The following is a 7,767-nucleotide window of genomic DNA, read 5'->3' as shown; positions in this document are numbered from 1 at the left end:
CGCGCTCGCCGGCTGGGCCCGAGGCACCCTGCGGGCAGCACCGGCAGGACCACGGCCAGCCCGACGCCGGCCAGCAGCATCCCCACCACCCCGAGCAGGCGCCCCGCCCGACGGGCCGGCGACACCGTCGGCGCGCCGGCGGGGCCGGGCAGGCACCACGGACCGCACCCGGAGGCGGGCCGCCACAGCTCGGCGGTGCTCACGACGGCTCCCCGCCGAGGAAGTGCCGCAGGTAACGCGGGTTCAGCCGGTCCAGCGAGAAGAGCACGTAGAAGTCGGCGCAGCCGAAGTCCGGGTCGTACGCCGGTTCCCCGCAGACCCAGGCGCCGAGCCGCAGGTAGCCACGGAGCAGTGGCGGGACCAGCGCGCGCCGCGCGGCAGGCGCGGCGGTGGGCGGGTCGGCGGGGGCCGGCGCCTCGGCGAACCACGGCCGGCGGGGCGCCACCCGGAGCGGCGGCGGCGCCAGATGCCGGGCGGTGACCTGCGCCCACACCTCGGCCACCGCCGTCCCGCCGTCGCCGACCGGCACCGAGGCGCAGCCGCCGAGCCAGCGCGACCCGCGCAGGTGCAGGTAGCGGGTGATCCCGGCCCACATCAGGTTGATCACCGCACCGGAGCGGTGGTCCGGGTGCACGCAGGAGCGGCCCGCCTCGACCAGGTCGTCGCGGAGCGGGGCCAGCGCGGTCAGGTCGAACTCGGTGTCCGAGTAGCGGCGGTCGGTGCGCCCCGGCGGGAGCAGCCGGTACGTGCCGACCACCTCGTCGGTGCCCTCCCGCAGCACCACCAGGTGGTCGCAGTGGGCGTCGAACTCGTCGACGTCGAGCCCGGCGGCGTCCGGGGGCAGGGCCGCGCCGAGCTCGGTGGCGAACACCTCGCGACGCAGGCGTTGTGCGGCCGCGACCAGGGTGGGGTCGTCGGCGATCAGCAGGGTGTAACCGCTGGTCGTGAGGGGTGCGCCAGCGGCGTGCAGAACAGCCATGGGATCTGTGTAAGGGGCGCGGGTTGCCGCTCCCGGTGACCAGGAGCGTCGATCCGGTGAACGCCGACCGACACTCCGGCCCCGGCACCGGCCGGATGCGGCGACCCGGAGCCGACCGGAGCGTGGCACGCTGCGGAGGGAGAGAGGGCGGGGAGGATTTCATGATCATCGAGTCGCGGTTCCACGGGCCGGCCGGGTCGGGCAACGGCGGGTGGAGCGCCGGGGTGTTCGCGGCGGCGGTGGACGACCGGGGGCCGGTGGAGGTCACCCTCCGCAAGCCGCCCCCGTTGGAGACCCCGCTGACCGTGGTCGACGGCGAGGTACGCGACCCGGACGGCCAGGTGATCGCCCAGGTACGCCGGGTCGAGGAGTTCACCGCCGTGGTGCCGCCGGTGGACCGGCCGACCGCCGAGGCCGCCGCGAAGGCGTACCCGGGGCTGCGGGAGCACCCCTTCCCCGGCTGCTACGTCTGCGGCCCGGAGAACCCGGACGGGTTGCGGATCTTCCCCGGGCCGCTGCCGGACGGGCGGACCGCCGCGCCGTTCCGCGCCCCGGCCGAGGTGGTCCCGGCGACGGTCTGGGCCGCGCTCGACTGCCCCGGTGGCTGGGCGGTGATCGCCCCCGGCCGCCCGTACGTCCTCGGTCGGATCGCCGCGGTGGTCCGGGCGCTGCCGCGTCCCGGCGACGAGTGCGTGGTGACCGGCGCGATGGTCGGCGGCGAGGGACGCAAGGCCGAGGTCCACTCCAGCCTCTACGGCCCCGGCGGCGAGCTGCTCGGCTACGCCCGCGCCACCTGGATCGCGCTGCCCGCGGCCTGATCTCTCCTCCCTCAGGATGACGGCCTCCTGCCTGAGCGGGAGGAGGGCCTACGCGTGCCGCCTGATTGACCCGCTTGCCCGCGGTTGCCAGGCTGTGCCACGGCGCCCCCGCAACGGCGTCCCCATGGGCGCGCCCGCGCGCCGTGGCAGGAGAGGAGAACGATGTCCGACGGGCAGTGGAGCCCCAACGCCGGGACCGGCCAGATCGTGGTGTCCGGACTGACGAAGCAGTACAAGAACGTCCGGGCGGTCGACAATCTGTCCTTCACCGTCCAACCCGGCCGGGTGACCGGCTTCCTCGGTCCGAACGGCGCCGGCAAGACGACCACCCTGCGCATGCTGCTCAACCTGGTCACCCCGACGGCCGGCGAGGCCACCATCGGCGGCCACCGGTACGCCGACCTGGCCGACCCGCTGCGCTCGGTGGGCGCGGTGCTGGAGGCGTCCAGCGCGCACAAGGGCCGCACCGGGATCAACCACCTGCGGGTGATCTGCGCGGCGGCCGGGCTGCCCCGGCAGCGGGCCGACGAGGCGCTCGCGCTGGTCGGGCTCACCCCGGCGGCGAAGCGCAAGTTCAAGGGCTACTCGCTGGGCATGAAGCAGCGGCTCGGGATCGCCGCCGCGATGCTCGGCAACCCGCAGGTGCTCATCCTCGACGAGCCGGCCAACGGCCTGGACCCGGAGGGGATCCGCTGGATGCGCGGCTTCCTCAAGGGCCTGGCCGCGGAGGGCCGGACGGTGCTGGTCTCCAGCCACCTGCTCTCCGAGATGCAGCTGCTCGCCGACGACGTGGTGATCATCGCGGCCGGCAAGCTGGTCCGGCAGGGGCCGGTGGACCAGGTCATCGGTTCGATGGCGCACGGCGGGCGGGTGCGGGTGCGCACCCCGCAGGCCGAGGAGCTGACCGTGGCGCTGCGCGAGCAGCCGGCCACGGTGACCGCCGACGGGCACGGCGCGCTGCTGGTCACCGGGGTGGACGCCCCGACCGTGGGCCGGGTGGCCCTGGCCGCCAAGGTGGAGCTGCACGAGCTGACCACCGAGCGTCCCGACCTGGAAGGGGTCTTCCTCGAACTGACGGCCGGAAAGGCGGAGATCCGATGAACCTGGTCCGGTCCGAGCTACTCAAGATCCGTACCACCGCCACCTGGTGGCTGTTCGGCATCGGGGCGCTGGTCACCCTGGCGCTGGCGTTCCTGGTCAACGCCATCAACGCGAACTTCAGCATGACCGGCGGGCAGGACCTGGAGGGCGTCTCGCCGGAGCAGGCCGAGACGATCCGGGCCACCGCGAACGAGGTCTACCAGGCCGCCAACCTGTTCACCTCGGGGCAGTACTTCGGCCTGCTCTTCGTGCTGCTGCTGGGCATCCTGGTGGTGACGAACGAGTTCTACCACCAGACCGCGACCACCACGTTCCTCACCACGCCCCGGCGGACCATGGTGGTCGGCGCGAAGCTGGTCACCGCCGCGATCTTCGGCGCGGCGCTCTGGCTGATCACCACCGTGCTCACCGTGCCGGCGACGCTGATCTTCTTCGCCGTGAAGGGCTGGGATCCGCACCTCGGCTCCTGGGACGTCACCCGGGCGATCCTGCTCAACCTGCTCGCGTACGTGCTGTGGGGGATCCTCGGCGTCGGCTTCGGCGTGCTGATCCGCAGCCAGATCGGCGCCACCATCACGGCCGTGGTGCTCTACCTGGTCGGCACCACCGCCGCGAACCTGGTCTTCTTCCTCCTCCAGCAGTGGCTGAAGGTGGACTGGATCAGCAAGCTCGCCGTGGTCGTGCCGTCCACCGCCTCGCAGCTGATGATCAGCGGCACCGAGCTGCCGGGCAACCCGCCGCAGTGGGTGGGCGCGGCCGTGCTGATCGGGTACGCGGCGGTCACCGCCGCCGTCGGCACCGCCATCATGCGGCGGCGCGACATCGCCTGAGGACCGCCGTTCCGAGATCAGCCCCGGCCGGTGACCGAGTGTCACCGGCCGGGGCCGTTCCGCACCTAGCAAAGACCGGGCCGCCACGCTGCGTTTGCCGAACTTCTGGCATCTTCTGTGAAACGGACCACCAGCCGGAGGCGAGAATGCCTGCGCCATTCGTACGGCGTAGCCTGGGACCCGTCTCCCGCGTGCCCCTATTCGGGCACCGGGTACACCGCGTGACATTACGAACCCGCGTGAAAGAGGCGATTAGCGGCCGTGTCGACCCAGCAGACTTCGCAGGAGAACCCACTGGCGGGTTTCGGCCCGAACGAGTGGATCGTCGAGGAGATGTACCAGCGCTACCTCGCCGACCCCTCGAGCGTCGACTCGGCCTGGCACGACTTCTTCGCCGACTACCGGCCCGCTCCCGGCGCCGCCACTCCGCGCCCGGACGGGCAGGCCAAGCCGGCCGCCAAGCCGGAGCCCGCCGAGCAGCAGGAGGCGGTGGCCACCGTCACCCAGCAGCCGGCGGCCAAGCCCGCCGCGGCCAAGCCCGCCCCCGCCCCGGCCAAGCCCGCCGCCAAGCCGGCCGCGCCGACCCCGGCGAAGAAGGCCGCCCCGGCCAAGCCGGCCGCGAAGGCGCCGACGGCGACCGCCGCCGGCACCACCCCGCTGCGTGGCGTCGCCGCGAAGATCGTCCAGAACATGGACGCCTCGCTCGCCGTGCCGACCGCCACCAGCGTCCGCGCGGTCCCGGCGAAGCTGCTGGTCGACAACCGCATCGTGATCAACAACCACCTGGCCCGCGGCCGCGGCGGCAAGGTGAGCTTCACCCACCTGATCGGCTACGCGATGGTCCGGGCGCTGGTCGAGCACCCGGAGATGAACAACTCCTTCGCCGAGGTCGACGGCAAGCCGGCGATGGTCCGCCCGGAGCACGTCAACCTGGGCATCGCGATCGACCTGGCCAAGCCGGACGGCTCCCGCAACCTGGTGGTGCCCTCCATCAAGGCCTGCGAGGGGATGGACTTCCGGCAGTTCTGGCAGGCGTACGAGGACGTGGTCCGGCGCGCCCGCCGCAACGAGCTGACCATGGAGGACTACGCCGGCACCACGATCTCGCTGACCAACCCGGGCGGCATCGGCACGGTCCACTCGATCCCGCGCCTGATGCAGGGCCAGAGCGCCATCATCGGCGTCGGCGCCATGGAATACCCGGCGCCGTACCAGGGCATGAGCGAAGCGACCCTGGCCGAGCTGGCGGTCAGTAAGATCATCACGCTGACCAGCACCTACGACCACCGGATCATCCAGGGTGCGCAGTCCGGCGAGTTCCTGAAGGTGATGCACGAGCTGCTGCTCGGTGAGCGCGGCTTCTACGACCAGATCTTCACCTCGCTGCGCCTCCCGTACGAGCCGGTGCGCTGGGTGCAGGACGTGGCCGTCGACTCCGAGGGCCAGATCAACAAGACCGCGCGGGTGCACGAGCTGATCCACGCGTACCGGGTGCGCGGCCACCTGATGGCCGACACCGACCCGCTGGAGTTCACCATCCGCAAGCACCCCGACCTGGACGTCCTCCAGCACGGGCTGACCCTGTGGGACCTGGACCGGACCTTCCCGGTCAACGGCTTCGCCGGCAAGCAGCGGATGAAGCTGCGCTCGATCCTCGGCGTGCTGCGCGACTCGTACTGCCGCCGGGTCGGCATCGAGTACATGCACATCCAGGACCCGGAGGAGCGCCGCTGGATCCAGGAGCGGGTCGAGCGCAAGTACGAGAAGCCGACCACGGACGAGCAGAAGCACGTGCTCAACCGGCTCAACGCCGCCGAGGCGTTCGAGACCTTCCTGCAGACCAAGTACGTCGGCCAGAAGCGCTTCTCGCTGGAGGGCGGCGAGTCGCTGATCCCGCTGCTGGGCGAGGTGCTGGAGTCCTCCGCCGAGGCCGGGCTCGACGAGGTCGTCATCGGCATGGCCCACCGCGGCCGGCTCAACGTGCTGGCCAACATCGTCGGCAAGCCGTACGAGAAGATCTTCTCCGAGTTCGAGGGGCACCTCGACCCGCGCTCCACCCAGGGCTCGGGCGACGTGAAGTACCACCTCGGCCAGAACGGCAAGTTCACCACCCCGGACGGCGAGCACGCGGTCAAGGTGTCGGTGGTGGCGAACCCGTCGCACCTGGAGGCCGTGGACCCGGTGCTGGAGGGCATCGTCCGGGCCAAGCAGGACCGGATCGACCTCAAGCTGGAGGGCTACACGGTGCTGCCGCTGGCGGTGCACGGTGACGCCGCCTTCGCCGGCCAGGGCGTGGTCGCCGAGACGCTCAACCTCTCCCAGCTGCGCGGCTACCGCACCGGCGGGACCGTGCACGTGGTGGTCAACAACCAGGTCGGTTTCACCACCGCTCCCGAATACAGCCGGTCCAGCCTCTACAGCACCGACGTGGCCCGGATGATCCAGGCGCCGATCTTCCACGTGAACGGCGACGACCCCGAGGCCGTCGTGCGGGTGGCCCGGCTCGCCTTCGAGTACCGGCAGGCGTTCAACAAGGACGTCGTGATCGACATGGTCTGCTACCGCCGGCGCGGGCACAACGAGGGCGACGACCCGTCGATGTCCAACCCGCAGATGTACAAGATCATCGACTCGAAGCGGTCGGTCCGGAAGCTCTACACCGAGGAGCTCATCGGGCGGGGTGACATCACCGTGGAGGACGCGGAGGAGCTGCTGCGCGACTACCAGTCGCAGCTGGAGCGGGTCTTCAAGGCCACCCGGGACGCGGCCACCACGCCGCGCCAGCTCAGCCGCCCGAAGCGGGAGGAGGAGCCGGAGCCGCAGGTCGACACCGCCACCGACGCCGCCGTCGTGAAGGCGATCGGCGAGGCGCACGTCAACCTGCCGGAGGGCTTCACCCCGCACAAGCGGATCCAGCAGCTGCTCGACCGGCGGGCCAAGATGTCCGTCGAGGGCAACATCGACTGGGGTTACGGCGAGATCATCGCGTTCGGCTCGCTGCTGCACGACGGGGTGACCGTCCGGCTCGCCGGTCAGGACTCCCGCCGCGGCACCTTCGTCCAGCGGCACGCCTCGATCGTCGACGCGAAGACCGGCGAGGACTACCTGCCGCTGATGTCGCTCACCGCCGACGGCGAACGGTCCCGCTTCTTCGTGCACGACTCGCTGCTCAGCGAGTACGCCGCGATGGGCTTCGAGTACGGCTACTCGGTGGAGAACGTCAACGCGCTGGTGGCCTGGGAGGCCCAGTTCGGCGACTTCGTCAACGGCGCCCAGTCGGTGATCGACGAGTTCATCTCGTCCGGCGAGGTGAAGTGGGGCCAGCGCTCCGCGGTCACCCTGCTGCTGCCGCACGGCCACGAGGGGCAGGGCCCGGACCACACCTCCGGCCGCCCGGAGCGGTTCCTCCAGCTCTGCGCCGAGGACAACATGCGGGTGGCCATCCCGACCACCCCGGCGAACTACTTCCACCTGCTGCGTCGCCAGGCCCTGTCGCCGAAGCGCAAGCCGCTGGTGGTGTTCACGCCGAAGTCGCTGCTGCGGCACAAGCTCTGCGTGTCGCCGGTGGAGGACTTCACCACGGGCACCTTCCAGCCGGTCCTGGCCGACACCGCCGCCCCGGCGCCGGAGCAGGTGAAGCGGGTGCTGCTCTGCTCGGGCAAGGTCTACTACGACCTGTTCCAGGCCCGGCAGGAGCGGGGCGTCACGGACACCGCGATCATCCGGATGGAGCAGCTCTACCCGCTGCCCGTCGAGGAGGTCCGGGCCGCGCTGGCGCAGTACCCGAACGCCGAGGACTTCGCCTGGGTCCAGGAGGAGCCGGCCAACCAGGGCGCCTGGTCGTTCGTCGCGCTCAACCTGCTGGAGCACCTGCCCGAGGTCCGACTGCGGCGCATCTCCCGCCCGGCCGCCGCCGCCCCGGCGGTGGGCTCGGCCAAGATGCACGAGGTCGAGCAGGCCGCGCTGATCGAGGCGGCGCTTCCCCGCCCGTGACCCGACCGGCAGCGGCCCGGCCCGACACCCCGGGCGGGCCCCGGGC

General features: G+C 71.9%; 5 protein-coding genes and 1 pseudogene. 4 read left to right on the top strand and 2 right to left on the bottom strand.

The features are described from left to right. Both ACWEVO_RS23325 and ACWEVO_RS23320 read right to left on the bottom strand, forming a co-directional pair. Positions 1-203: pseudogene (locus tag ACWEVO_RS23325) on the bottom strand (hypothetical protein); the annotation flags it as partial. Beyond that, complete coding sequence (locus ACWEVO_RS23320) at positions 200-979, bottom strand: GNAT family N-acetyltransferase (protein ID WP_452309651.1); 780 nt, start codon at positions 977-979, stop codon at positions 200-202. The pseudogene ACWEVO_RS23325 and the gene ACWEVO_RS23320, both read right to left, overlap by 4 nt. A gap of 161 nt (positions 980-1,140) precedes the next feature. Here ACWEVO_RS23320 and ACWEVO_RS23315 point away from each other — a divergent pair, with 161 nt between their 5' ends. The 4 genes from ACWEVO_RS23315 (at position 1,141) to ACWEVO_RS23300 (ending at position 7,721) form a co-directional block, all read left to right on the top strand. Then, positions 1,141-1,797 carry a hypothetical protein gene (locus ACWEVO_RS23315; RefSeq protein ID WP_452309650.1) on the top strand — a complete coding sequence of 219 codons (657 nt, stop codon included), beginning with the start codon at positions 1,141-1,143 and terminating at the stop codon, positions 1,795-1,797. Positions 1,798-1,959: 162 nt separating this feature from the next. Continuing rightward, positions 1,960-2,898 (top strand): ABC transporter ATP-binding protein, encoded by a 939-nt coding sequence (locus ACWEVO_RS23310; RefSeq protein WP_452309649.1) that lies wholly within the window; start codon positions 1,960-1,962, stop codon positions 2,896-2,898. Continuing rightward, on the top strand, positions 2,895-3,728 hold the full coding sequence (locus ACWEVO_RS23305; protein ID WP_452309648.1) for an ABC transporter permease: 834 nt from the start codon (positions 2,895-2,897) through the stop codon (positions 3,726-3,728). The genes ACWEVO_RS23310 and ACWEVO_RS23305 overlap by 4 nt, the downstream gene beginning before the upstream one ends. A 261-nt stretch (positions 3,729-3,989) precedes the next feature. Then, positions 3,990-7,721: a multifunctional oxoglutarate decarboxylase/oxoglutarate dehydrogenase thiamine pyrophosphate-binding subunit/dihydrolipoyllysine-residue succinyltransferase subunit gene (locus ACWEVO_RS23300; protein ID WP_452309647.1), complete on the top strand. Its 3,732-nt coding sequence runs from the start codon at positions 3,990-3,992 to the stop codon at positions 7,719-7,721. The last annotated feature ends 46 nt before the right edge of the window (positions 7,722-7,767 follow it).

This window comes from Micromonospora sp. NPDC003776 (genome assembly GCF_053605645.1).
Note: the sequence above shows the minus strand (reverse complement) of the source record. Positions and strands in the feature narration are given on the sequence as shown.

Coding starts and splice junctions, on each gene's coding strand:
- ACWEVO_RS23305 (WP_452309648.1), top strand. CDS start 2,895: ATGAACCTGGTCCGGTCCGAGCTACTCAAGATCCGTACCACCGCCACC.
- ACWEVO_RS23310 (WP_452309649.1), top strand. CDS start 1,960: ATGTCCGACGGGCAGTGGAGCCCCAACGCCGGGACCGGCCAGATCGTG.
- ACWEVO_RS23315 (WP_452309650.1), top strand. CDS start 1,141: ATGATCATCGAGTCGCGGTTCCACGGGCCGGCCGGGTCGGGCAACGGC.
- ACWEVO_RS23320 (WP_452309651.1), bottom strand. CDS start 979: ATGGCTGTTCTGCACGCCGCTGGCGCACCCCTCACGACCAGCGGTTAC.